The organism is Nocardioides sp. SR21 (assembly GCF_022761125.1).
GTDB lineage: Bacteria > Actinomycetota > Actinomycetes > Propionibacteriales > Nocardioidaceae > Nocardioides.
The window spans coordinates 202,878-226,607 of sequence record NZ_JAKWJR010000008.1; the positions used below are offsets into that span (position 1 = coordinate 202,878).

The 23,730-nt window shown below is 72.4% G+C and carries 19 protein-coding genes; 11 read left to right on the plus strand and 8 right to left on the minus strand.

Annotated elements, in window-relative coordinates; all coding sequences use genetic code 11:
• The first annotated feature begins 18 nt into the window (after nucleotides 1–18).
• Nucleotides 19–666, plus strand: coding sequence for a cyclopropane-fatty-acyl-phospholipid synthase family protein (locus tag MJ604_RS16915; RefSeq protein ID WP_243059675.1), 648 nt, complete (start codon nucleotides 19–21; stop codon nucleotides 664–666).
• A 171-nt stretch (nucleotides 667–837) separates the two neighbouring features.
• On the opposite strand, the gene MJ604_RS16920 is transcribed toward MJ604_RS16915, so the two are convergent.
• A complete protein-coding gene (locus tag MJ604_RS16920) occupies nucleotides 838–1,542 on the minus strand; it encodes a hypothetical protein (RefSeq protein WP_243059676.1) in 705 nt (234 codons plus the stop codon).
• A gap of 67 nt (nucleotides 1,543–1,609) precedes the next feature.
• Here MJ604_RS16920 and MJ604_RS16925 point away from each other — a divergent pair, with 67 nt between their 5' ends.
• On the plus strand, nucleotides 1,610–2,539 hold the full coding sequence (locus tag MJ604_RS16925; protein WP_243059677.1) for a YafY family protein: 930 nt from the start codon (nucleotides 1,610–1,612) through the stop codon (nucleotides 2,537–2,539).
• Here the strand turns inward: MJ604_RS16925 and MJ604_RS16930 are convergent, their stop codons facing one another.
• Together MJ604_RS16930 and MJ604_RS16935 are read right to left on the minus strand one after the other, a co-directional pair.
• On the minus strand, nucleotides 2,540–3,877 hold the full coding sequence (locus MJ604_RS16930; protein ID WP_243059678.1) for a methyl-accepting chemotaxis protein: 1,338 nt from the start codon (nucleotides 3,875–3,877) through the stop codon (nucleotides 2,540–2,542). It abuts the gene before it with no gap.
• A complete protein-coding gene (locus tag MJ604_RS16935; RefSeq protein ID WP_243059679.1) occupies nucleotides 3,874–5,151 on the minus strand; it encodes an MFS transporter in 1,278 nt (425 codons plus the stop codon). The genes MJ604_RS16930 and MJ604_RS16935 overlap by 4 nt, the downstream gene beginning before the upstream one ends.
• Nucleotides 5,152–5,220: 69 nt before the next feature.
• On the opposite strand from MJ604_RS16935, the gene MJ604_RS16940 reads away from it, so the two are divergent.
• The 3 genes from MJ604_RS16940 (at nucleotide 5,221) to MJ604_RS16950 (ending at nucleotide 7,644) form a co-directional block, all read left to right on the plus strand.
• Nucleotides 5,221–5,820: a helix-turn-helix domain-containing protein gene (locus tag MJ604_RS16940; RefSeq protein ID WP_243059680.1), complete on the plus strand. Its 600-nt coding sequence runs from the start codon at nucleotides 5,221–5,223 to the stop codon at nucleotides 5,818–5,820.
• Nucleotides 5,820–6,167, plus strand: coding sequence for a sterol carrier family protein (locus MJ604_RS16945; RefSeq protein ID WP_243059681.1), 348 nt, complete (start codon nucleotides 5,820–5,822; stop codon nucleotides 6,165–6,167). Before MJ604_RS16940 ends, MJ604_RS16945 begins: the two co-directional genes overlap by 1 nt.
• A gap of 145 nt (nucleotides 6,168–6,312) precedes the next feature.
• Nucleotides 6,313–7,644, plus strand: a complete 1,332-nt coding sequence (locus MJ604_RS16950) for a dipeptidase (protein WP_243059682.1) — start codon at nucleotides 6,313–6,315, stop codon at nucleotides 7,642–7,644.
• Between the two features lie 212 nt (nucleotides 7,645–7,856).
• On the opposite strand, the gene MJ604_RS24335 is transcribed toward MJ604_RS16950, so the two are convergent.
• Together MJ604_RS24335 and MJ604_RS16960 are read right to left on the minus strand one after the other, a co-directional pair.
• Nucleotides 7,857–9,617, minus strand: coding sequence for a cell wall metabolism sensor histidine kinase WalK (locus MJ604_RS24335; protein WP_243059683.1), 1,761 nt, complete (start codon nucleotides 9,615–9,617; stop codon nucleotides 7,857–7,859).
• Nucleotides 9,618–9,688: 71 nt separating this feature from the next.
• Nucleotides 9,689–11,491: a cell wall metabolism sensor histidine kinase WalK gene (locus MJ604_RS16960; protein ID WP_243059684.1), complete on the minus strand. Its 1,803-nt coding sequence runs from the start codon at nucleotides 11,489–11,491 to the stop codon at nucleotides 9,689–9,691.
• A gap of 128 nt (nucleotides 11,492–11,619) precedes the next feature.
• On the opposite strand from MJ604_RS16960, the gene purF reads away from it, so the two are divergent.
• The 3 genes from purF (at nucleotide 11,620) to MJ604_RS16975 (ending at nucleotide 14,577) form a co-directional block, all read left to right on the plus strand.
• Nucleotides 11,620–13,164, plus strand: coding sequence for an amidophosphoribosyltransferase (gene purF, locus MJ604_RS16965; RefSeq protein ID WP_243059685.1), 1,545 nt, complete (start codon nucleotides 11,620–11,622; stop codon nucleotides 13,162–13,164).
• Between the two features lie 7 nt (nucleotides 13,165–13,171).
• Nucleotides 13,172–14,248 carry a phosphoribosylformylglycinamidine cyclo-ligase gene (gene purM / locus MJ604_RS16970; RefSeq protein ID WP_243059686.1) on the plus strand — a complete coding sequence of 359 codons (1,077 nt, stop codon included), beginning with the start codon at nucleotides 13,172–13,174 and terminating at the stop codon, nucleotides 14,246–14,248.
• Nucleotides 14,249–14,388: 140 nt separating this feature from the next.
• Nucleotides 14,389–14,577, plus strand: a complete 189-nt coding sequence (locus MJ604_RS16975; RefSeq protein WP_243059687.1) for a DUF3073 domain-containing protein — start codon at nucleotides 14,389–14,391, stop codon at nucleotides 14,575–14,577.
• 121 nt (nucleotides 14,578–14,698) lie between these two features.
• On the opposite strand, the gene MJ604_RS16980 is transcribed toward MJ604_RS16975, so the two are convergent.
• The 3 genes from MJ604_RS16980 to MJ604_RS16990 all read right to left on the minus strand — a co-directional run bounded on the left by MJ604_RS16980 (nucleotide 14,699) and on the right by MJ604_RS16990 (nucleotide 20,246).
• On the minus strand, nucleotides 14,699–15,775 hold the full coding sequence (locus MJ604_RS16980) for a Glu/Leu/Phe/Val dehydrogenase dimerization domain-containing protein (RefSeq protein WP_243059688.1): 1,077 nt from the start codon (nucleotides 15,773–15,775) through the stop codon (nucleotides 14,699–14,701).
• Between the two features lie 78 nt (nucleotides 15,776–15,853).
• Nucleotides 15,854–17,080 (minus strand): hypothetical protein, encoded by a 1,227-nt coding sequence (locus MJ604_RS16985; protein WP_243059689.1) that lies wholly within the window; start codon nucleotides 17,078–17,080, stop codon nucleotides 15,854–15,856.
• Between the two features lies 1 nt (nucleotide 17,081).
• Nucleotides 17,082–20,246 carry a response regulator gene (locus MJ604_RS16990; protein WP_243059690.1) on the minus strand — a complete coding sequence of 1,055 codons (3,165 nt, stop codon included), beginning with the start codon at nucleotides 20,244–20,246 and terminating at the stop codon, nucleotides 17,082–17,084.
• Nucleotides 20,247–20,360: 114 nt separating this feature from the next.
• Between MJ604_RS16990 and MJ604_RS16995 the strand changes: the two genes are divergently transcribed.
• From MJ604_RS16995 to MJ604_RS17005, 3 genes are all read left to right on the plus strand, one after another.
• Nucleotides 20,361–22,613 (plus strand): DUF6351 family protein, encoded by a 2,253-nt coding sequence (locus MJ604_RS16995; protein WP_243059691.1) that lies wholly within the window; start codon nucleotides 20,361–20,363, stop codon nucleotides 22,611–22,613.
• A 111-nt stretch (nucleotides 22,614–22,724) separates the two neighbouring features.
• The gene (locus MJ604_RS17000) at nucleotides 22,725–23,219 is read left to right on the plus strand and encodes a hypothetical protein (RefSeq protein ID WP_243059692.1); all 495 of its coding nucleotides are present in this window, start codon (nucleotides 22,725–22,727) and stop codon (nucleotides 23,217–23,219) included.
• Complete coding sequence (locus MJ604_RS17005) at nucleotides 23,216–23,722, plus strand: hypothetical protein (RefSeq protein ID WP_243059693.1); 507 nt, start codon at nucleotides 23,216–23,218, stop codon at nucleotides 23,720–23,722. Before MJ604_RS17000 ends, MJ604_RS17005 begins: the two co-directional genes overlap by 4 nt.
• The last annotated feature ends 8 nt before the right edge of the window (nucleotides 23,723–23,730 follow it).

The window sequence follows — 23,730 nt, forward strand, 5'->3', positions numbered from 1 at the left end:
CCTTCCCATACTCGGAGCATGAGCCACCACGAGATCACCCGCGAGCACTTCGAGCAGTCGTCCTGGGACGAGCGGTACGCCGGCGACGGGCGCACCTGGAGCGGCCGGCCGAACGCGGTCCTGGTCGCCGAGGCGAGCGACCTCGAGCCCGGAAGGGCCGTCGACCTGGGCTGCGGCGAGGGCGGGGACGCGATCTGGCTGGCCGAGCGCGGCTGGCAGGTGACCGCGATCGACTTCTCCGAGGCGGGCTTGCGCAAGGCGGCCGAGCACGCCGCCGAGCGCGGCGTCGCCGACCGGATCGAGTTCCGCCAGGCCGACCTGCGGACCTGGACCCCGGAGGGGGAGCAGTGGGACCTGGTCACCTCCTGCTTCCTGCATCTGCTCGACCACGGGATGCTCGACGCCACGCGCCAGATGGCCGGGGCGGTCGCCCCCGGCGGCACCCTGCTCGTGGCCGGCCACCACCCCGACGACGAGCACACCGGCCTGCGCTGGTCGATGCCGGGCGTCATGTTCACCGCCGAGGAGCTCGCCCCCGCGGTCGACCCGGAGCGGTTCGACGTACGCGCCGAGGCGCCGCAGCGGACCGAGTCGCGCCACGACGAGACCCACACGGTGACCGACGCGGTCCTGGTGGCTCGCCGGTGTGCCGCTGCTGCCGGCTGAGCCGCGTCGCAGTTTCACCATGTGAAGGTGATGAACCTGCACTTCCCACGGTCTGCACGCCATGGGAAGTGCAGGTTCGCCTGCATCACATGGTGAAACTGCGACGACGCAACGCAGCTCCGACGACGCAACGCAGCCCCGACGACGCAACGCAGCCCCGGCGCCGCAACCTCAGCTGCTGAGCACCGAGATCTTCTGCCAGATCTTGCGCGACATCCCGAGCGTCAGCTCCTCGATGGAGCGCACGGTCTCGAGCACGACCGAGTCGCGCGACTCCTCGGCGCACAGCGCGGCGGCCTTGCCGACCAGGCTGAGCAGCTCGGAGCAGTAGTTGAGGTAGCGCTCCATCTGGTCGCGGTTCAGCTCGACCACCTTGCTCGCCTCGGTCGGCTGGAAGCCGGGGCGCAGCCGCTCGGGGTCCTTCGAGAACTGGTGCATGTCGATGATGTGCGCGAGCGAGCGTAGCCGGTGCAGCAGCGTGAGCAGGTCGCCGCGCAGCAGCCGCTCGGGGAACGTGTAGAGGAAGAACACCGCGATCGCCGCGAACACCAGGTCGTTGATCGTGGTCTCGATCAGCGGCAGCCAGTCCAGGCCGTCCGGCCCCGCGTCGCCGCGCGCCGCGTCCACGGCGAGCCACAGCGCTACGGCGGTGCCGACCGCGATCGCCGCGATCAGCACGCGCGAGACCACGCGGGCGGTGTGGATCCGGCCGCGGACGGTCGACGCGTCGTCCTTGACCCGCCCCACCAGGTCGAGCAGCTCGTCGGCGACCCGCACCAGGCCGCGCTCGGGGAAGCGCTCCGCGATCCGGTCGCGCAGCCGGCGGACCGTCTCGGCGACGGCCTCCGCCTGCAGCGTGTCGAGCGAGTGGGCCACGGCGGCAATCTAGTGGTTCGGCATTGAGGTCACATCCTGACCGCTGGGACCACTACCGTCGTACGGCATGAACACCAGCGCCCGGATGTTGCGGCTGCTCTCGCTGCTGCAGACCCACCGCTACTGGCCCGGCGGCGAGCTGTCGGAGCGGCTCGACGTCAGCCCGCGCACGCTGCGCCGCGACATCGACCGGCTCCGCGAGCTCGGGTACGCCGTCGACGCGGTGCGGGGCGTGTCGGGCGGCTACCAGCTGCGCGCCGGGGCGGCGCTGCCGCCGCTGCTGCTCGAGGACGAGGAGGCGGTCGCGATCGCGACCGCGCTGCGCGCCTCGGCCTCGGGCGGTGAGGACACCTCGCTGCAGGCGCTGACCAAGGTCATCGCGCTGATGCCCCCGCGGCTGCGCCGGCAGATGGACGCGCTGCGCTCGCAGACCGAGAGCCTGCCCTGGAGCGGCGGGCCGACCATCGACGCCGGCACGCTGACCATGCTCGCGCAGGCCTGCCGCGACGACGAGCCGGTCACGTTCGACTACACGGCTCGCGACGCGACGGCCTCGAGCCGCCGGGTCGAGCCGCACCGCCTGGTCTCGGCAGGCCGCCGCTGGTACCTCGTCGGCTACGACCGGGACCGCCAGGACTGGCGCTCGTTCCGCGTCGACCGGGTCACCGACGTGCGCACCACCGGCCAGCGGGTCCGGCCCCGCGACCTCCCGGGCGGCGACGCCGCGGCGTTCGTGGCGGCGGGGATCCGCTCGATGGCGCAGCGGTACGACGTACGCCTGCGCATCGCGCTGCCCGCCGACGTCGTCGAGGCGGACATCGGCCGCTGGGCGACCGTGACCGCGGACGGCGACGGCTGCCGGGTGCACATGCCGACCGACTCGCTGGACTGGCCGGTGATGGTGCTGGCCCGGCTGGACGCGGACTTCACCGTCGAGGGTCCGCCCGAGCTGCGGGACGTGCTCGCGGCGGCGGCCGAGCGCTTCAGCAGGAGCTGACTAGTCCTCGGTGGTCGCGAGCTGGGCGACCTCGGCGGTCATCTGCTCGGTCGTGCGGGCCACGTCGCGGATCGCCTCGCGGGCGGTGTCGGCGGCGCTCATCTGCGCCGCGGCGGACTCCGAGATGCTGGTCTGCGCGCGGGCGACCTCGGCCACCACGGCCTCGATCTTCTCGGCGCTGGCGAGCACGTCGCGGGTGCCGGTGCGGACCTCGGTGACCACGCCTTCGATCATCAGCGTGGCGCGCGCGGTCTCGCCCGCGAGCTCCTTGACCTCGCCGGCGACGACGGCGAAGCCGCGACCGGCCTCCCCGGCGCGGGCGGCCTCGATGGTCGCGTTCAGGGCGAGCAGGTTGGTCTGCTCGGCGATGCCGGTGATGGTGCGCGCGATGTCCGCGATCTGCGCGGCCGAGCCCTCGAGCCGACGCATCATCTCGTTGGAGTCGGCGACGTTGACCGAGGCGGCCGCGACGGACACGGTCGCGCCGGCGGCCGTCGTACCGATCTCGGCGGCGGCGTTGACCAGGGTGGCCATGACGGTCTCGGACTCCTCGACCGCGATCCGCAGGGTCTCGCCGGCGGTGTTGAGGGCGTCGAGACGGCGGTTGACGTCGGCGGCCCGCTCCTCGCGGGCAACCAGCTCGGCCTGCGCGCGGTCGGCAGCGGCACGCTGCTCCTCGGCGAGCGCCTCCTGCGCCTCGAGGCGCTGCACGCGGATCAGCTCGGCCTCGGCCTGCTCGGCCTGCCGGGCCCGCTCGGCGGACTCGGTGAACTTCCAGCTGACCGCGAGCGCGCCGCACTCGGCGAGCAGCAGCACGGCGTGCAGGAGCGCCCACGGGATCGGGTTCTCCTGGGCGCGGGGGTCGGAGAAGACCATGGTGGGGTCGACCAGGCTCATCCCGATGTGGTGCACGGCGACGATGACGATGGCCAGCAGGAACGGCGTCCACATCTGGTACAGCGCGACCAGGGCGACGGTGACGAAGAAGTGCAGGTGCAGGTCGGTCATGCCACCGGAGATGTGCACGAGCACGCACGACGTCAGGATCAGGCCGGCGCTCACCGCAGCGGCCCGCACGACCTGGCTCTTGGCGACCCAGCCCACGACGAGCAGGCCGACGATCGCGGCCATCCCGGCGATCGGCACCCAGCCGCAGCCGCAGCCGTCGGCGGCGGACAGGCCACCCTCCGGCTGCCACCACAGCGCGAGCGCGCCGAGCAGCGGCAGGTGCGCCATCAGCACCAGGCTGAGCGCCCAGTGCCGGGTGCGGAACTCGGCTTCGGAGAGCTGCGCGCCTCGCGGCAGCCAGGAGGCAGTCGTGGGCGTGGCAGTCGTCATGAGGTCACCATCGGCGCGTCGTCCCTCACCCTGAGGGGTGTGGCCGAAGTCGCGTGCCACAGCGCGGGCTTCGGCACCGAGCGGACGGAGCGGGAGAACGTCGGGATGCAGGCGACCATCGCGGTCAGCCCGCCCAGCACCAGGATCGCGGCGCTGCCGCCCAGCTCGGAGAGCAGCAGTCCCGCGATGACCGGCGACAGGGGCAGCACGCTCATCGAGGCGAACTGCGAGGTCGACTGCACCCGGCCGATCAGCTCGGGCGGGGTGACCGCGATCCGGTAGGAGCTGATGCCGGCGTTGCCGGCCGGGTTGAGCAGCATCCCGAGTCCGAGGGCGGCGGCGACCACGAGCGGCTCGTTCCAGAACGCCATCGGGACCACCAGCGGCACGAAGCTCCACGCGATCGCGACCGTGAGGTGCCCGGTGGCGGTCCGCTCGATGATCCACGGCGCGAGCACCGCGCCGATGATGCCGGCGAGACCGGCGACCGCCTCCACCAGGCCGATGTGCAGGGCGTCGAAGCCGCCCTCGATCAGCCGCAGCACCGCGACGAAGAACAGTGCGTTCACGGTGAGGTTGGTCAGCGCGCCCCACACGGTGAGCACCCGGAAGAACGGGCGCGACCACACGAACCGCACGCCCTCGGCGAGCTCGTGCGCGGGGCGTCGCCGAGTCCCGTCGTACGGCGTGGGGGACAGGTCGGTGCGGATCCGGCCGAGCATCACCCAGGACACCGCGAACGACACCGCGTCGGCGGCGAACGGCAGCCACTTGGTGATGCTGAACAGCACGCCGCCGAGCGGGGCGCTGATCAGCGAGGCGACGTGCAGGCGGGCCTGGTTCTGGCTCAGCGCCGTGGGCAGCTCGTCGGCGGGTACGACGGTGCGCACGGCCGAGATCTCGGCCGGGGCGAACATCCCGGCGCCCACGCCGGTCAGCAGCGCGACGACGAAGAGGTGCGGGATCGTGAGCTCGCCCGCGATGCCCGCGATCGCGAGCGACGCGTAGAGCAGCACGCCGCTGCCGCTGGCGAGCCGCATGATCCGGCGCCGGTCGAACCGGTCCGCCAGCACGCCCGCCGGGAGCAGCGCCCCGGCCAGCCCGAGCAGGTGCAGCGCCTCGGACGCCGCGGCGAGCATGGCCGAACCGGTCAACGCGTAGGTCACCAGCGGGAAGACGAACATCGTCATCCGGCTGCCGATCTCGCTGATCGTCTGGCCGATCCAGAGCGCGGTGAAGTCGTGGTTCTTGGCGAGCGACCGGTACGAGGGCATATCCGCAACTTATAGTGCGCAAGCAATGGTGCGCAATAGTTCGTGCGCAACTTCCGCTAGCATCGGGGCATGCCCTACCCGAGCCGGAGCCAGGCGGTCCACGACCCCAAGATGCTGCGCGCGATCGCCCACCCGGTCCGCAACCGGATCCTCACCGAGCTCACCGCCACCGGCCCGATGCGCGCCGCCGACCTGGCCCGCGAGCTGGACCTGCCGGCCAACCAGATGAGCTTCCACCTGCGCCAGCTGGCGAAGTACGGCCTGGTCGAGGAGGACCCCGACGCCGCGCGCGACAAGCGCGACCGGGTCTGGCGCCCCGTCTCCCCGGACGGCGTCTCGGTGAACCTCTCCGACCTCGAGAAGGAGCCGGGCGGGAAGGCCGCGTCGGCGGTCTTCCGGCAGCACGCCGCGAGCTGGGGGCACCTCGTGGTCGACGCGGCGTACGGCGACGACCGCGAGCCCGACATCCTGCGCACCGTCAACGAGACCGCGATCCGGCTGACCAGGGACGAGGCGATCGAGATGGCCGGCGAGCTCGACGAGGTCCTCACCCGCTGGAACGAGCGGACCCGCGGCAGCGACGACGGCCGGCGCACCTACCTGCTCTTCTCGGTGCTGCAGCCCTATCCGGACACGGGCCTCGGGCCGAAGGCGGGGGACGACGACTGATGCCCGCCCGGCTGCGGATCGCCACGCCCGAGCAGGTGGCGGCGGCGACCGGGAGCGGCGACGTCCGCTTCCTCACCAAGCACTACCTCGCGGTCCTCGAGGACCGCGCCCCCGGCCACTCCGTCGAGGTGCGCGTCCCGCCGTACGCCGCCGTCCAGGTGATCCCCGGGGTCCGGCACACCCGCGGCACCCCGCCCGCGGTCGTCGAGATGGACGCCGCCACCTGGATCGCCCTCGCCACCGGCGAGCTCGCCTGGGCGGACGCCGAGTCGTCGGGCCGGGTCCGCGCGAGCGGCGAACGGGCCGATCTCTCGCCCCACCTGCCGCTCCTCTCGGATACTCCCTGACGGTTCGGGGGTCTCGGGTGCTCGTCGAGCCCGGAATCGTCAGGGACTACCCCCTCCCCACGACAGTCCCTGACGAACCAGGCCTTCTCCGGCCGGGGACGGCCCCCATTCGTCAGGGACGATCGCCACGACTTAGGTTGTCCGCATGACGGACATCCGCGCCCAGGTCCAGGCAGTCCTCCCCGGCATCCGCACGGATCTCGAGGACCTCGTCCGCATCCAGTCCGTCAGCGCGGACCCGGAGCGGCTCAGCGAGGTCGAGGTCAGCGCCCAGCGCACCGCCGACCTGTTCGCCGCCGAGGGCGTCGAGGTCGAGATCGTCCGTGCGTACGACGGCGCCCCGCCGGCGGTCATCGGCGAGAAGAAGGGCCCGGAGGGCGCTCCGACCGTGCTGCTCTACGCCCACCACGACGTGCAGCCCGAGAACGACCACGCCGACTGGGACTCCCCGCCGTGGGAGCCCACCGAGCGCGACGGCCGCCTCTACGGCCGCGGCGCCGCCGACGACAAGGCCGGGATCATGGCGCACGTCGGCGCGCTGCGCGTGTACGGCGACGACCTGCCCGTCACGGTCCGGCTGTTCATCGAGGGCGAGGAGGAGGTCGGCTCCGACACGCTGGTCGAGCTCCTCGAGAAGTACCAGCAGCGCCTCGAGGCCGACGTGATCGTGATCGCCGACTCCGGCAACTGGGACATCGGCGTCCCCGCGCTCACCACGAGCCTGCGCGGCCTGGTCCGCGTCGACGTCGAGGTCCGCACGCTGACCCACGCCGTGCACTCCGGCATGTGGGGCGGCCTGGTCCCCGACGCGCTGATGACGCTCGCCCGGGTGATCTCGACGCTGCACGACGACAACGGCGACGTCGCCGTCGCCGGGCTGCACTCCGGCCCGGCCGCCGACGTCGAGTACCCCGAGGAGCGGCTGCGCGCCGAGTCCGGCGCCGCGCCCGGCATCGAGTGGATCGGCACCGGCTCCAGCGTCGAGCGCCTCTGGACCAAGCCGTCGCTGAGCATCACCGGCCTCGACGCCCCGAAGGTCGCCGGCGCGAGCAACACGCTGGTCCCGGCCGCCAAGGCCCGCATCTCGATGCGCATCGCCCCCGGCGACACGACCGAGAACGCGCTCGCCTGCCTGCTCCGCCACCTCGAGGCCAACGTCCCGTGGGGTGCGACCCTCACGCACACCGTGGTCGACACCGGCGAGGCCACCCAGATCGACGCGACGGGTCCGGCGTACGACGCCGCGCGCGCCGCGTTCACCGAGGCCTGGGACGGCACCGAGCCGGTCGACATGGGCGTCGGCGGCTCGATCCCGTTCATCGCCGAGTTCCTCGAGGCGTTCCCGCAGGCGAGCGTGCTGGTCACCGGCGTCGAGGACCCGGACACCCGCGCGCACGGCGCCAACGAGGGCCTGCACCTCGCCGAGTTCGAGAAGGTCGTGCTCGCCGAGGCGCTGCTCCTCCGCAACCTCGGCTGAGGCCGTGAAGGTGTCACACCGGCTCGTCGAGCCGGTGTGACGGTGTCTCTCGGTTAGGCGCACCGGACCGAGGTGCGGCTGCGGCATCAACGTCGGCAAGGCCTGCGCCTCGCACCGCAACGGGACCGGGTTCAACCCCTGCTCGGTGTGCGTCGGCGAACCGCGCCCCGACGACGAGGTCACCACCGCCGAGGGCGAGCGCCGGATGTAGGTCAGGCCAGCGGCAGGAACACGCGGAACGTGCTGCCCCGACCCGGTTCGGACTCGACCTCGATCCGGCCGTCGTGGCGGTGCACGACGCGCAGCACGATGGCCAGGCCCAGCCCGGTGCCCGGCTGCGCGGTGGCCAGCGGGTCGGCGGAGCGGAAGAACTCGTCGAAGACCTTGGCCTGGTCCTCGGCGGAGATCCCGATGCCGTCGTCGGTCACGGTCAGCACGACCTCGTCGCCCACCGCGGCGACCCGCACGGCCACGCTGCCGCCCGTCTCGGTGTACTTCACGGCGTTGCTCACCAGGTTCGTGACCAGGTGGTCGAGCTCTCCGGCGTCCCCGCGGGCGACGACCGGTTCGCCGGGCTGGTCCATCCGCAACGTGACGCCCCGGGCGGTCGCGGCCGGCTCGTTGAGCTCGACGAGCTCGCCCGCCAGCCGGCCGAGGTCGACCGGCCCGGGGTCGAGGAGCGGATCGGAGTCGGTGGCGCTGTGCAGCGCGAGCAGGTCGTCGACGACCCGCGCGAGCCGCTCACCGCCGCGCTCGATCGCGGCCACGGCCGTCCGGGCCTTGTCGCTGAGGTCGGGGTCGCCGGCCAGGATCTCGGCGTACCCGAGGACCGCGCTGACCGGGTTCTTCAGGTCGTGCGCGACGGTCGCGACCATCCGCTCGCGGTACTCCGCGACCTCGCGCAGCTCGCGCACCAGCTGGTGCTCGCGCATCGACCGGCCCAGGTCGCGGGCGATGTCGAGCGCCGCGGCGGCTTCGTACTCGCTCCACTCCGCGCCGAGCGGGCCCCGGGTCAGCCCCATCACGCCGACGCAGTCGGCGCCGGAGCCGATCGGCACGAACAGCAACGACTCCACCTCGACGCTCGCGAGGAACTCCAGCACGGTCTCGGCCTGGTCGGCGGCCAGGGCGCCGGGCATCGGCCGCTCCGGCGCCAGCACGGCGACGCACTGCCGCTCCCACGCGCGCTGGGCGTGGGCGGTCACCAGCGCCCGGACGCCGAACGGGAGCCGGACGGTCGCGCCGCCGTCGACGTACAGCGGCCCGTCGCAGCGCTTGTCGGGGCCGAGGAACTGGACCCACAGGGAGTCCGCGCGGAAGCCCTTCGCGACCTCGTGGCCGCAGTTGATCAGGACCTCGTCGGCCGACTCGCTGCCGGCGGCCATCCGGACGATCTCGGCGGCAGCGCTCGCGAGCCGCACCTGGTCGGCGAGCCGCTCGCGCTCGAGCGTGACCCGGATGGCGTTGGTCGCCTGGCGTGCGTACGCCGCGAGCAGGGTGCGCTTCTCGGGGCTCGGCACCCTCCCGTCGCGCGGCAGCTCCATGCCGAGGACTCCGATGAAGGTCCCGGCGTCGTCGTACAACGGTGCGACCAGGAGGTTGTCCGGGTGCCAGGCTTCCGGGTCGACGTCGTCGCCGGGGGCGTCGGACCGCCAGCCCCACTTGTCGATGTCGAGGACCATCCGGTCGTGGGGCACGAACTTCAGCGGGCCCCAGTCGTCGGCGACCTCGAGCTGGTCGAGCAGCGGCTGGGCCGGCGCCAGGCTGTCGAGCAGGGCCGCGCGGGCGTCCTCGGGGCCGACGACCACGAGCTGGTGCAGGTAGCCGTCGTCGCGCACCGCCGCGATCCCGACGACGTCGAAGCCGGCGATCTCCGCCACGCCCTCGGCGATCGCCTGGAGGGCCGCCCGCGACTGGCTGTCCGACCACCGTGACCCGCGGACCGGGCGCTCGAAGTCGGCGTCGTCGGTCACCCCACGAAGTCTAGGGGCCGCCGCCGGGCGTCCGTCGGATCTCCCGCCCGGCGGCAGTCCTGGGTCCGACCTCAGGCGGCCGGCAGGAACACGCGGAAGGTGCTGCCCTTGCCGAGCTCGGACGAGATCTCGAGCCGGCCGTGGTGCCGGTCGACGATGCGGCGCACGATCGCGAGGCCGAGACCGGTCCCGGGCTGCGCGACCGCGGCCGGGTTCGAGGAGCGGAAGAACTCCGTGCCGAGGTGGGCGAGGTCGGCCTGCGAGATCCCGATGCCGGCGTCCGCGACCGTCAGCACGACCTGGTCGGGGTGCTCCCCGCCGGCCACCTCGACGCTGATCGAGACCGAGCCGTCGGCCGGGGTGTACTTCACGGCGTTGCTCACGAGGTTCGCGCAGACCCGGTCGATCTCCTCGGCGTCGCCGAGGGCGAGGATCGCGTGGTCGGGTACGTCGATCTTGAGGTCGAGCCGCTTCTGCTGCGCCGCGACCATGGTCAGGTCGATGACGTCGTCGACCACGCGGTGCAGGTCGACCGGGGCCGCGATGATCCGGTTCTCCGGGTCGCCGACCTTGGACAGCAGCAGCAGGTCGTCGATCACGCGCACCATCCGCTTGGCGCCGCGGTCCATCACCTGCAGCGAGCCCTTGGTGGTGCCGCTGAGGTCGGGCGACGACTCGAGCATCTCGAGGTGCCCCATCACCGAGGTGAGGGGGTTCTTCAGCTCGTGGGCGACGGTCGCGATCAGCTGGCTCTTGTAGGCGTCGAGCTCCTGGAGCTCCTCGACCAGCTGGTGCTCGCGCTCGAACGTGCGGGCGTTGAGGATCGCGCGACCGAGGTCGTGGCCGATGTCGAGCGCCATCGTGGCCTCGGCCTCGGACCAGTCGGGAGCGCCGAAGGCCCGGGTCAGCACCAGGTTGCCCAGGCACTGCGGACCGGCGCCGAGCGGCGTGAACAGGATCGACTCGATCCCGATGCCGCCGAGGTAGGCCAGGATCATCTCGCCCTGCTCGTCGGTGAGCCACTCGCCGAACGGGACGTTCGGCGCCACGACGGACGCCTCCTGGAACTCCCAGGCCCGGCGGGCCGCGGTCTCCGCGATCGAGACCAGCTCCGGAGTGAGCTCGATGACCGAGCCGTCGGCGGAGTAGATCGCGCCGCGGCCCCCGACGTCGTCGAACGTCTGCAGCCACATGCCCGCGGCGCGGAAGCCCTCGATCAGCGCCTCGCGGCTGTCGGCCACGATCCGCTCCAGGCTGAGCTGGGCGGTCGCCTTGCGCACGATCCGGCGGGCCGCCTCGGCCATCCGCACCTGGTCGGCGAGGGCCTGGCGCTCCAGCGCGACGATCACGGCCTGGCGGGCCTGCTCGGCGTACGCGTCGAGCACCGCGCGCTGCGCTTCGCCGGGACGGCGGCCGTCGACCGGCAGGTCCATGGCCAGGGTGCCGCGCATCCGGCCGGAGTCGTCGTACAGCGGCGCGATGAGCAGGTCCATCGGGTGCCACGCGTCGGGGGCATCGTCGATCGGGTCGACGTCGGGGACCCAGCCCCACGTCTCGCCGAGCCCGGGCTCGAGGCGCTCGTGGGGGACGAACCGGAGCAGGCCCCAGTCGTCGGCCTTCTCGATCTCCTGGGCGAGCTGCTCGATCGGGGTGTGCCGGCCCTTGAGCTCCTCGCGGGCGGCGTCGCTGCCCGCGACCGCCATCACCTCGAGGTAGCCGGGGTCGCCCCGGACGACGCTGATCGCGGCGATCCCGAAGCCGGCGACGCGGGTGACGCCGTCGGCGATCAGCTGGAGGGCGTCACGGGACGCGGCATCGGACCACGTCGCTTGCGCGCTGGTCTCCAGAGGCGCCGGAGCAATCTCCCGATCCATCTGTCCTCGTCTGTCGTGTCCCGTCGATCAATGCTACGGGGATCGATCGATGGTCTTAGCATCCCCGGTACCCCTCTGGGTGGGACGGCAAGTAGGACACGCCGGAGTCCGCATCTAGACTGGGGGTCGTGCCCTTTCAGAGCAGCCCCCGCAAGGGTGGCGACGGCCGGTTGACGGCCGCCCTCGACCCGCACGAGCAAGGACCCCAGGACGCCTGCGGCGTCTTCGGAGTCTGGGCGCCCGGGGAGGACGTCGCCAAGCTCACCTACTTCGGTCTCTACGCGCTGCAGCACCGCGGCCAGGAGTCGGCGGGCATCGCGGTCAGCAACGGCCGCCAGATCCTCGTCTACAAGGACATGGGCCTGGTCTCGCAGGTCTTCGACGAGACCACGCTGGCCTCGCTGAAGGGCCACCTCGCGATCGGCCACACGCGCTACTCCACCACCGGGGCGAGCACCTGGCAGAACGCGCAGCCGACGTTCCGCCCGACCGCGGACGGCTCGATCGCCCTCGGCCACAACGGCAACCTGATCAACACCCACCAGCTGTCCCAGATGGTGACGGACCTGCCGGGCCCCGACGACGAGCTCGAGCTGCACACCCGGCCCGTCGAGCAGTCCACGAACGACACCAGCCTGGTCACCGCGCTGCTCGCCCACCACCCCGACACGTCGCTGGAGCAGCGCGCGCTCGAGGTGCTGCCGCAGCTGCAGGGCGCGTTCAGCTTCGTCTGGATGAACGAGGACACGCTGTACGCCGCCCGCGACCCGCAGGGCATCCGCCCGCTGGTGCTCGGCCGCCTCGACCGCGGCTGGGTCGTCGCCAGCGAGGACGCCGCGCTCGCCACGATCGGCGCGAGCGTCGTCCGCGAGGTCGAGCCCGGCGAGATGATCGTCATCGACGAGAACGGCCTGCGCTCGCACCGCTTCGCCGACGCCCAGCCGAAGGGCTGCGTGTTCGAGTACGTCTACCTCGCCCGCCCCGACGCCACCATCAGCGCCCGCAACGTCCACGAGGCGCGCGTCGAGATGGGCCGCCGGCTGGCCCGCGAGTTCCCCGTCGACGCCGACCTGGTCATGCCGGTCCCGGAGTCGGGCACGCCGGCCGCGTCCGGGTACGCCGCCGAGAGCGGCATCCCGTTCGGCCAGGGCTTCGTGAAGAACGCCTACGTCGGCCGCACGTTCATCCAGCCCAGCCAGACCCTGCGCCAGCTCGGCATCCGGTTGAAGCTCAACGCGCTCGAGCACATGATCCGCGGCAAGCGGATCGTCGTCGTCGACGACTCGATCGTGCGCGGCAACACCCAGCGCGCCCAGGTGCGGATGCTGCGCGAGGCCGGTGCGGTCGAGGTGCACGTCCGCATCTCGAGCCCGCCGGTGAAGTGGCCGTGCTTCTACGGCATCGACTTCGCGACCCGCGCCGAGCTGATCGCGAACGGTCTCGACGTCGACGAGATCGCCGCCAGCGTGGGCGCCGACAGCCTCGGCTACATCTCGCTGGACGGCATGATCGAGGCCACCGGCCAGTCGTCCGAGCGGCTCTGCAAGGCCTGCTTCACGGGCGAGTACCCGATCTCGCTGCCCGACGAGAGCCTGCTGGGCAAGCACCTGCTCGAGTCGTCGATCCAGGCGCCGTCGTACGGCGAAGCGCTGCCCGTCCTCAACAACCCCTAGGAGCGTCGTGTCCGACGAGTCCCCCGCCGGCAACGCGTACGCCGAGGCCGGCGTCAACATCCAGGCGGCCGACACCGCGATCGAGCTGATGAAGGGCTGGATCGACAAGGCCCGCCGGCCCGAGATGATCGGCGGGCTGGGCGGCTTCGCCGGCCTCTTCGACGCCTCGGCGCTCACGAAGTACACCCGCCCGCTGCTGGCGACCTCGACCGACGGCGTCGGCACCAAGGTCGCGATCGCGCAGGCGATGGACGTCCACGACACGATCGGGTTCGACCTGGTCGGCATGGTCGTCGACGACCTGGTGGTCTGCGGCGCGGAGCCGCTGTTCATGACCGACTACATCGCGACCGGCCGGGTCGACCCCGAGAAGATCGCCGCGATCGTCAAGGGCATCGCCGAGGGCTGCGTGCTCGCCGGCTGCGCGCTGATCGGCGGCGAGACCGCCGAGCACCCCGGCCTGCTCGGCCCGGACGACTACGACGTCGCGGGCGCGACCACCGGCGTGGTCGAGGCCGACAAGCTGCTCGGCCCGGGCCGGGTCCGCCCCGGTGACGTCGTGATCGCCATGGAGGCCTCCGGCCTCCACTCCAACGGCTACTCCCTGGTGCGCCACGTGCTGCTCGAGAAGGCCGGCCTGTCGCTGGAGGCGCACGTCGACGAGCTCGGCCGCACCCTCGGCGAGGAGCTCCTGGAGCCGACCCGGATCTACGCCAAGGCCTGCCTGGCGCTCGCCGACCGCACCCGCACCCACGCGATGTCCCACGTGACCGGTGGCGGCCTCGCGGCGAACCTCGAGCGGGTGATGCCGGTCGAGCTGGCCGCGACCATCGACCGCGGCACCTGGACCCCGCAGCCGGTCTTCGACCTCGTCCGTCGTACCGGGAGCATCTCGCAGCCCGACCTGGAGGCCACGCTGAACTGCGGCGTCGGCATGGTCGCGCTGACCGACCCGGAGGACGTCGACACCGCGATCGGGGTGCTCGGGGAGCACGGGATCCGGGCCTGGGTGGCCGGCGAGGTGGCCGCCGACCCGGAGCAGAAGGGCCGCGTCGAGCTCGTCGGACAACACCCCGGGTGGTGATCTCGGGCTCGTTTCGGGCCGGATGGCGGATCTGATGTGCGGGAACAGCCAGGCAACAGGTAGCGTTGCCTCCACGAGAACTCTTTGAGACAGCCCGGGAGCCACAGTGCCCCGGCCGAGCGTGCGAGGGGGCTGACCCTATGGGGCGCGGCCGAGCGAAAGCCAAGCAGACCAAGGTCGCCCGCGACCTGAAGTACCGCACTCACGAGACGGACTTCGGGGCGTTGGCCAACGAGCTGCACGGGCAGAGCCCGAGCGATGACACCGACCAGCTCGAGCCGGAAGAGCTCGAGAAGTGGTCGGACTACACCGACTCCCGGCGCGACTGACCCCTCGTCACTCCCGTCACAGGAATCACCGGTTGACCGGTGAAACCGACGCGACACGCCGTGCTCGATCGGCGTGTCGTGCGGGTTTCACCGGCTGACCGGTGAAACCCGCACGCCCGGATCACCCCCGGTCGAGCCACATCCCGCGCAGCCGCCCGACCTCACGCATCCGCCTCTCGGCGAGCCGGTCGGCGGCGATGGCGGGCGGTACGCCGTCCGACGCGGCGAGCTCGAACACGCCCAGCGTCGTGTCGTAGATGCCGGTCGCGCGCTGCTGCGCGCGGTCGAACGAGAAGCCCTCGAGCTCGTCGGCGACCTGGATCAGCCCGCCGGCGTTCACGCAGTAGTCCGGCGCGTACCGGATGCCGCGCTCCTCGAGCGCCTTCTCGACGCCCGGGTGCGCGAGCTGGTTGTTCGCCGCGCCGCAGATGATCTTCGCGCTCAGCACCTCGACGACCTCGTCGGTGATCGCGCCACCGAGCGCGCACGGCGCGTAGACGTCGAGCGGCGAGGCGACCAGCTCCTCGGTCGACCCCACGACCCGGACCGACGGGAACTCCTCGCGCACCATCTCGACGGCGGCCGAGTTCACGTCCGTGATGATCACCGTCGCGCCGACCTCGACCAGGTGCTTCACGAGGTGGTGGCCGACCTTGCCCACGCCGGCCACGCCCACGGTGCGGCCCTCGAGCGACGGGCTGCCCCACTCGACGGTCGCGGCCGCGCGCATGCCCTGGAACACGCCGTACGCCGTCAGCACCGAGCTGTCGCCGGCACCGCCGTGCGCCACGGTGCGGCCGGTGACGAACGAGCACTCGCGCGCGATGTCGTCCATGTCGACCGAGAAGGTCCCCACGTCGCAGGCGGTGTAGTAGCGACCGCCGAGCGACTGCACGTGGCGGCCGTAGGCGCGCAGCAGCGGCTCGGACTTCGCGGTGGTCGGGTCGCCGATGATCACGGCCTTGCCGCCGCCGAGGTCGAGCCCGGCGAGCGCGGCCTTGTAGGACATCCCGCGGGAGAGGTTGAGGACGTCGCGCAGCGCGTCGTCCGTCGAGGCGTACGGGTGGAAGCGGGTCCCGCCGAGCGCCGGGCCGAGGGCGGTGGAGTGGATCGCGATGATCGCCTTGAGGCCGGTGGCGGGGTCGTTGGCGAAGACGACCTGCTCGTGCTCGGCGCCAAGGTCGAATACGTCGGACATGGATGGTCCTGCTTTCGTGTTGTCGGCCACGGGTAGTGGCGCTGCGGGGACACGGCAGGGGTGGCGCCGTGTCCTGCATCACACGGTAGACGCCGACGCGGGGCGGAGGAACACCAGGTCGCCGTGGGTCCCGTACCCCGGCAGCCGACCACCGCGGGGGCTGCCGTTGAACGTCACCCACAGCCACGAGTCGCCGACCGGCACGAGCGTCGGCCACGGGATGTTCGTGGGGTACGGCGCATCGAGCGCGCCGGTCTCGTGCAGGTCGAGGTCGAGCACCGGGAAGCGCTGCGCCACCTTGTCGCTGACCAGCACCCGCCAGGCACCGTCGAGGTGCGCCAGCGTGGTGCCCTCGGTCTCGGTCCCGCTCCCGGAGGCGCGCAGGGTCAGCGCGTCGAGGGCCGGCCCGGCCGCGAGCGCGGGGTGGAAGCGGAAGTACCGGGTCGCGCTCACGAACCCGACCAGCCAGCCGTCCTCGGTGCGTGCCAGGTGCGGGTCCCAGACGCCCACGGACCTCAAGGTGTCGGTCGGGAGCGCGAGCGGCTCGGTGTCGAGCACGTGGACGCCGCTGAGCAGGTCGGCGGTCGTGGACGCCAGCGTCACCCGGACCGGCCGCTGCTTCTTCTCGAAGTCGCCCCAGGTGCTGGTCGCCACCAGCCACCGGTCGCCGTCGCGCAGCACGTGGGTCGCGTGGTCGCCGTACACGCCGGGCTTGTCGGGCCGCCGGAAGAACACGTCGGACAGGTGGGTCGGGGTCAGCGTGTCCGGCTCGACCTCCCACAGCGACGTGTGCGCGGTGTCGAAGAACCCCGGGCCGGCGCTGGTCGCGGACAGGACGATCCGCCCGTCCGGAGCTCCGTCGACCACGCGCACGTCCCGGAGACCGAGCTGTCCGAACCGCCCGGCGACCGGCGCGTCGGCGACCAGCCCGGCGAGCCAGTCCTCGGCGTGGGTGTCGATCCGGCCGCGCAGGTCGTAGCGACCTCGCGCGGTCCACGGACCCGGGCCGCGGGTCAGCACCGTGAGGTGCGTCCCGGTCAGCGTCAGCCCGACCTCGCGGACCGGGCCGGAGGTCGCGAACCGGCGCGAGCGGTGCCGGGTCGTCCGCCCGCCCGCGGTCACCTCGAGCCACGCCGCGCTGCCGTCGTACCGCGCGACCAGCCGGTCGCTCCCCGACGTCAGCGCGAGGTCGCCGGGCCCGGTGGCGGCGGCGTACGGCGCGACCACCTCGGCGAGGCCCGACCCCGGTACGACGAGGTGCACCGGCCGGCGTCGCGCGACGATCTCGAAGCGCCGCCCGAGCACCTCAGCGGTTCCTGGTCGCGCGGTTCAGCGCGACGATCGCTCGGTCCACGTCGCCGGTCAGCGCCGCCAGCAGTGGCCCGGCACCCTCGGTGCTGCCGGAGATGCCGAGCTCCTCGAGGTCCAGCGCGGCCGCGGAGACCCGGGGGAGCCCGAGGTTCAGCGCGGCGCCCTTGAGCTGGTGGGCGGCGGTCCGCAGCGCGCCGGCGTCGCCGGCGTCGATGGCGGCGCGGATCGACTCGAGCTGCAGGCCGGCCTGGGAGGAGAACGCGGCGACGGTCCGCTCGAAGAAGCTGACGCCGTCCTTGACCAGCGAGCTGAGCATCTCGATCCGCTCGAGGTCGAGCACGCCGTCCTCGTTCGAGGTCGGCCCGGGGACCGGACGCTCCTTCACCTGCGCCGGCCCGCCCGCAGGCCGCACCCACTCCCGGATCACCCGCTCCAGCGCGGCCGCGTCGACGGGCTTGGTGAGGAAGTCGTCCATGCCGACGTCGAGGCAGCGCTCCCGCTCGCCCTCGAGCGCGGACGCCGTCATCGCGATGATCGGCACCCGGGGGCCGTCGGCCTCCAGCCGGCGGATCTCGCGGGTCGCGTCGTACCCGTCCATCCGCGGCATCCGGCAGTCCATCAGCACCGCGGCGTACCCGTGCGCCCCGGTGAGCCGCTCGACGCCCTCGATGCCGTCGGAGGCGACGTCGACGAGGCAGCCGAGGTTCTCCAGCAGCCCGGTCGCGACCAGCTGGTTGACCGGGTTGTCCTCGACGATCAGCACCCGTGCGCCGAGCCGCGGCCGGTCCGCCTCGACGGGGGCGGGTACGGCGGCGGGCGCGCCGACGACCGCCATGAGGGCGTTGCGGAGTTCGTTGTGGCGGACCGGCTTGCTCAGCCAGGCCCGGATGCCCGCGGCGTCGACGTCGCGCCGGGTGATCGACTGCTCGGACGACAGCAGCACCATCGCCACCCCGGCGAGCGTCGGGTCCTGCTGGACCTGGCGGGCCAGCCCGAGGCCGTCGGTGTCGGGCATGACCTGGTCGAGCAGCGCGGCGTCGAAGGGGTGCCCGGCCTCGGCGGCCTCGCGCAGCGCGTCCAACGCGTCTCCGGCCGAGGCGACCGACACCGGCCGGGTCTGCCAGGCGGCGAGCTGCTCCTCCAGGATGAACCGGTTGGTCGCGTTGTCGTCGACGACCAGCACGCGTCGCCCGGCGAGGTCGTGCACCGGGTCCGGGTCGCGCCCGCCGGCGTCCGCGACGATGCCGAACCGGGCCGTGAACGAGAACGTGCTGCCGCGTCCCGGCTCGCTGGTCAGCCAGATCTCGCCGCCGAGCGCCTCGACGAGCTGCTTGGAGATCGCCAGGCCGAGCCCGGTCCCGCCGTGGCGTCGCGTGGTCGACGGGTCGGCCTGGGTGAACGCGTCGAAGAGGTGGTCCCACGAGCCGCGCTCGACGCCGACGCCGGTGTCGGAGACGTCCACGCGGAGCACGACCTCGGTCGGCGTGACCTCCTGCACGGCGGCCTGCACGACCACCTCGCCGCTGTCGGTGAACTTCACCGCGTTGGACCCGAGGTTCGTGATGATCTGGCCGAACCGCCCGGGGTCGCCGCTCAGCTGCACGGGTACGTCGGGGTGGCACGCGACGACGAGCTCGAGGCCCTTCTCGTGCGCCGGCCCGCTGAACACCGAGGCCGCCACCTCGAACACCGAGCGCACGTCGAAGTCGACGGCCTCCAGCTCGAGCTTGCCGGCCTCGATCTTCGACAGGTCGAGGATGTCGTTGATCAGGCTGAGCAGGGTCAGCCCGGCGCCCTGGAGGTTCTCGGTCAGGCGGCGCTGGTGGTCGTCGAGGTGGGTGCGCAGCAGCAGGTCGGTCAGCCCGATCACGCCGTTCATCGGCGTCCGGATCTCGTGGCTCATCGTCGCGAGGAACTCCGACTTCAGCCGCGAGGCCTCCATCGCGTCGTCGCGGGCCTCGGCCAGCTCGATGTCGCGACGCTCGCGCTCGGCCACGGCGCTGAGCTGGTGCGAGATCTGGCTGAGCAGCTGGTAGGCGTTCTCGTCCGGGGGCGCCTCGTCCGCGAGCAGCTCGACCACGGCGACGACCGACTGGTCGACCACCACGGGAACGGCCACGACGCTGTGGGTCGACTCCATGCCGGGCGCGGCCCGGACCGCGATCTCGCCGGTCTCTCGCGCCTTCTCCGCGAGCGCGGCGTCCCAGCTGGCCGGGGCGGCGCCGGAGATGTCGATGAGCTCCGGGGTGGCGTCGAAGAACTCCGCTCCCAGCGGCACCCAGCTGGCGAACTGCGGGACACCGTCACTCGCGATGATCACGGCGTCGCGCAGCGTCGCCGCCCGGTTGGCCACGGTCGCGATCTGCTGGAGCAGGCCCAGGCGCCGGTTGGTCTCCTCGGCGTTCAGCTCGGCCGCGACGACGTCGGTCACGTCCTGGGCGGTGCCGCTGATCCGGACGATCTTGCCGTCCGGCCCGCGATGGGTGAGCCCGTGCCCGCGCACCCAGCGCACCGAGTCGTCCACCGTCATCACCCGGTGGTCGAACACGAACTCCTCGCCGTCGCCGACCGCACGGATCGACTCCTCGACGCTGAGCCGGTCGTCGGGATGGATCCGCTCGCGGTAGCTCCCCGGGCTCACGGGCGAGCCGGGCTCGACGCCGATGATCCGGTACATCTCCTGCGACCAGGTCACCGTGCCCTCGGCGACGTCCCAGTCCCAGCTGCCCACCTTCGCGATCCGCTGCGCGTCGGCGAGCTGGTCCATCAGCTCCTTGCGATCGGTGTACGGCGTCACCCGGTGCAGCCAGCCGGTACGCCGGCCCGCGTCGTCGAGCAGCGGCACGTAGCTGACCAGGCCCCAGAACGTCGTACCGTCCGCGCGTACGAAGTGGGCGTCGAGGTTGTCGCGCGGTGCCCCCGTCTCGAGCATCGTCGGCAGGTGGCGGCTGAAGTCCGTGCGGCCCTGCTCGTCGAGCACGTCGAAGACCGGCATCCCGACCATCGCGCTGCGCTCGAGCCCGAGGAAGCGGGCCATGTTCTCGTTGGCGTAGGTCGTGACGCCCTGGTCGTCGATGATCCAGAGGCCGTCGGGGTTGGCGGACAGCAGGCGCAGCGCCAGCGCGGCGTCGTCCATGCCGTCCTCCGACACTCCCGTCATACCTCTATTCCTACTCCGCATCCCGTTGAGGACACACCACGTCCGATCATGGCGCAGCCGGGCCGATTCGCCTCGCACCTCGTGACGGGTGAGACCGTGTGTCGTTGACCCGGCATGCGCACGCGATTCGCCCTCGTCCTGCTCGCCCTGGTGGCGCCGCTCCTCGTCGCCGCGCCGGGCACCGGCAGCGCCGTACCGAAGCCGGGGCGGCTCACCATCGAGGTCCTCTCCAACCGTGCCGACCTGGTCTCGGCCGGCGACGTGCTGCTCGCGGTCCGGCTGCCCCAGGGCGTCCGGGCCGGCCAGGTCCGGGTCACCGCGGACGGCCGCGACGTCACCCGCCGCTTCGCGGTGCGCGACGACGGCCGCTTCCTCGGGCTGGTGACCGGGCTCGACCTCGGCCGCACCGTGCTGCGCGCGACCGCTCCCGGTGCCCGCGCCGACCGCGCGGTGGTGGTCAACCACCCGAACGCCGGTCCGGTGTTCTCCGGCCCGCAGACCGAGCACTACGTCTGCGACGGCTGCGACGCCGCACCGACCTACGACCTCCTCTATCGCTCGACGAACCCGCTCTCCACCGAGCTGCAGCCGTACGACCGGCTGGACCCGCCGTCGGACGTCGCGACCACGACCACCGACGAGGGCGTCGAGGTGCCGTTCGTCGTCCGGCGCGAGCAGGGCTTCCAGGACCGCGACCGGTACACGATCCTCACCCTGTTCCAGCCCGGCCGGCCGTGGAGGGCGTGGTCGCCGCAGGAGCAGTGGAACCACAAGCTGCTGGTCACCCACGGCGGCGGCTGCGGTGCGTCGTACGCGCCCGGCAACCCGCCGCTCGCCGACTACTCCGGCACGCTCGAGGGCGTCCCGGGTGTCACGCCCAGCTACGTCACCGCGCTCGGGCTGGGCTTCGCGGTGCTGTCGACGGCACTCGACAACACCGGCCACAACTGCAGCGTCGCGTTGAACGCCGAGTCGGTGATGATGGCCAAGGAGCGGATCGTCGAGCGGTACGGCGAGCTGCGGTACACGATCGGCACCGGCTGCTCCGGCGGCTCGATCGCCCAGCACACCGTCGCGAACGCGTACCCGGGGATCTACCAGGGCCTGATCACGAGCTGCTCGTACCCCGACACGTTCACCGCCGGTGCGCAGTTCGCCGACTACCACCTGCTCCGGCTCTACTTCGAGGACCCGTCGCGCTGGGGGCCCGGCGTCGTCTGGCTGCCGACCCAGATGGCGCAGGTCGAGGGGCATCTGTCGCACCTGAACGCCGTGGTCGCCGACGAGGGCCTCTTCAAGGCCGCGCTCAACCCCGAGCACGACTGCCCCGGCACCACCGACCCCGTGGCCGGCGACGCGACCACCCGCTACGACTCGGAGACCAACCCCACCGGGGTTCGCTGCTCGGTCCTGGACCTGCTGATCAACCAGCTCGGGCCGCGGCCGGAGTCGGTGTGGAGCGAGCAGGAGAAGGCAGCAGGGCACGGCTTCGGCGGCATCCCGTTCTCCAACACCGGGATGCTCTACGGCCTGTCCGCGCTGCAGGCCGGTGCGATCACGCCCGCGCAGTTCGTCGACCTCAACGCCAAGGTCGGCGGCCTCGACGTCGACTCCGGGCTAGTCCCCGAGCGGATCGCCGGCGACCCCGCCTCGATCGCCCGCGCCTACCGCACCGGGCTGATCAACGAGGCCGACCACCTCGACGAGGTCGCGATGATCAACCACGGCGGCCCCGACCCAGGGATCGCCCACGACTACGCCCACGCGTTCTGGACCCAGGAGCGGCTGCAGGCCGACCAGGGCCACACCGACAACCGGGTCATGTGGTTCGGCCCGGTGCCGCTGATCGGCGACGTCACCTGGGCCAACCAGGCGCTGACGGCGATGGACAGCTGGCTCGCCGCGATCGAGGCCGACGATTCCTCGCGCCCGCTGGCCGAGAAGGTCGTCACCGACCGGCCCGAGACCGTGACCGACCGCTGCGTGGTCGGCGAGCTCGCCGACGTGTGCGACGTCGAGGAGCTGCAGGTCCTGCAGACCCGGCTCTCCACGCCGCGGCAGGAGGCCGGCGGCCCGGTCGCGAACGACAACGTCGCGTGCGCCCTCACGCCGCTGGACAAGGCGATGTTCGACGGCCTCCTGGTCCCGTTCACCGACGAGGAGTGGGCGGCGCTCGAGACGATCTTCGCCGACGGCGTCTGCGACTGGACCGAGCCGGGCCTCGGTCAGAGCGCGGCCGAGACCTGGCTGCGGTACGACGCCGCCGGCGGTGGTGTCGTCCACGGCGGCCGCAACCTGCCCGGCGTACCCGCCCACTCCGCCACCGGCGTGGTCGCGCCGGCGTTCCTCCCGATGTTCCGCCGCTGAGTCATCTCGGGTAGTCCCTGACGATCGCGGGCCTCGCGAGCCCTCCTGACCCCCGAAACGTCAGGGACTACCCCGGTGGAACCGATCGACAGAGGCGGGCGTCGGAGGGACATGACGACGTTGCGGCTGGCGCTCGCGGGCGCGCTCGCGGCCTGCGGCCTGGTCCTCGTCACGCCGGTCGTCTCGCACGCGTGCGACTGCGCGTCCGCGCCGGTGCCGGAGCGGCTCGGCCGGGCCGACGTGGTGTTCGTCGGGGCACTGATGGAGTCGACGCCGGGCCAGCGCCGATCCTCCCTCGACCCGACGTCGTACTCGTTCTCGGTCGGCCGCGTCATCCAGGGGAGGGCCTCGTCGTTCGAGGTCGTGGAGTCCGCATGGTCCGGTGCCTCGTGCGGCCTCGAGAACATGGAGGTCGGTCGGGAGTACGTCGTGTTCGCGACCCGCGACCAGGACGACCAGGACGTCCTCGTCAGTGGCCTCTGCTCCGGGACTCAGCAGGCGGACCCGGCGTACGTCGCCGAGGTAGCCGCCGCGGCCGGGCCGCCGCGGCCGGAGATCCCGTACGTCGCCGATGCACTCGTCACGTTCCTAGGATTCTTCGCATGATGCGCCTGCGGATGCTGCTCGCCGCCGCGCTCGCTGCGGTCGCGCTCGTCGCGATCACCCCGAGCGCGTCGTACGCCTGCTCGTGCGCACCGACCTCGACAGCCGACAGCGTGGAGTCCGCGGACGCGATCTTCGTCGGCACCCTCGACGAGATCACGCCACCGCCGCAGCGCGAGCTGATGTCGAGCATGGACCCGAACACGTTCACGTTCGAGGTCCACCAGGTGCTCGCAGGCAGCGTCGGGTCTGCCGTCGAGGTGCAGTCCGCGATGTCCGGAGCGTCGTGCGGCTGGGAGGGGATGGAGATCGGCCAGGAGTACGTCGTGTTCGCTGCCGCCGGCCGCGCGGCGCTGCAGGGCAACCTGTGCACCCCCGCGCGGGGCGCGACCGACCGCCTCGTCGCGGAGGTCGCGGAGCTGACCGGAGCCACGGCACGTCCGCTGCCGCCGGACCTCGGCTGGGTGGTCGTCCGCATCCTGATCCTGTTGCGCTCCTTCTCTTGACCTGACCG